The sequence below is a fragment of the Achromobacter sp. RW408 genome (assembly GCF_003184165.1).
GTDB classification, from domain to species: Bacteria; Pseudomonadota; Gammaproteobacteria; order Burkholderiales; family Burkholderiaceae_B; genus Achromobacter; species Achromobacter xylosoxidans.
On record NZ_QHHO01000022.1, the window covers coordinates 635,822 to 636,886 of the forward strand.

The following is a 1,065-nucleotide window of genomic DNA, read 5'->3' on the forward strand; positions in this document are numbered from 1 at the left end:
ACCCACGGTCATGCCGACGATGCCCCAGAACACGGTGACCAATGCGAACTGCCGGACGATACGGTAGTTGAAGGTGTCGGACTTGCTCGCGATGGCGGAGTAATGGTCCATTACCACCCCCTTTTTTTAAACAACAGCCTCAAGTTTCAATGATGAGGGTCGATATGAATATGGGATTCGATCCGAATCATCCGCGAACCGTCGGTCCGCTGTCGTCGTCGCGCAGGATGGCGGCGCCGGCGTTGTCAGTGTCGTCATACTGGCCGCTGAATACCGCCCACCACAACGACACGCCGATGACCAGCACGAACAGCAGGGACAGCGGCAGCAGCAGGTAGAGAATGATCATGGGGCGGACCCCGGCGCTTCGGCGCATGCCAGATCAGCGGACCAATCGCGGCGGGCCCACCGCCACGCGTTGCATGCCACCGCCAACGACGACACCAGCATGGTGATCGCCGCCAGCCAGGGCGTGACCCAGCCAGCCAACGCCAGCGGCGTCACCAGCAGATGCCAGGCCAGCGCAGCGTGCAGGCTCTGGCGCGCCTTGCGCTGCGCCTGGGCCAGCAGCGTGTCCAGCGCCGCTTCGGACATCGACGGATGGGCCGCCAGCGCCGAATGGGCCGACGCCATGGCGGTGGGCACCGCCATCGACATGGCGCAGGGACAACTCATCACCAGCAGCGCCACCATGACGGGAAGGCTGCGGGTCGGATCGATATAGGCCCAGGCGGCCGCCGCGGCCAGCGCCAGCGCCACCTGCGCCATGACGAAGCGCGAGGCCAGCCGGTCGGCGCCGGCGCCCAGCAGCAGGCGCTGCGCCTCGACCCGGGCATGCCGTTGGCTGCCCGTCGGGCCGCCGAACGACTGCCGGGCGCAAAGTTCCAGGTAGCGCGCAGTCAGCAGGAAGGCGACGAACATGGTGACCGAATCGAAGTACACCTCGCCGCGGCCCGTATAGGTGGCATGCACGCTGGGGACGAAGGCGGCGACGATACCCAGCGCCACCGGCACGTCCATGCCGGCGCGGCCCTGGCGCAGGTTGGCGCCGGCGTGGCGCCAGAT

2 protein-coding genes are annotated in these 1,065 nt (G+C 67.2%); both read right to left on the bottom strand.

Going from position 1 to position 1,065, the window contains the following annotated elements:
* Nucleotides 1-187: 187 nt before the first annotated feature.
* A complete protein-coding gene (ccoS, locus tag DK459_RS05210; protein WP_026382396.1) occupies nucleotides 188-349 on the bottom strand; it encodes a cbb3-type cytochrome oxidase assembly protein CcoS in 162 nt (53 codons plus the stop codon).
* Nucleotides 346-1,065 (bottom strand): hypothetical protein (locus DK459_RS05215; protein ID WP_110134602.1); only part of this gene is annotated, 720 nt, incomplete at its 5' end. The genes ccoS and DK459_RS05215, both read right to left, overlap by 4 nt.

Coding starts and splice junctions, on each gene's coding strand:
- ccoS (WP_026382396.1), bottom strand. CDS start 349: ATGATCATTCTCTACCTGCTGCTGCCGCTGTCCCTGCTGTTCGTGCTG.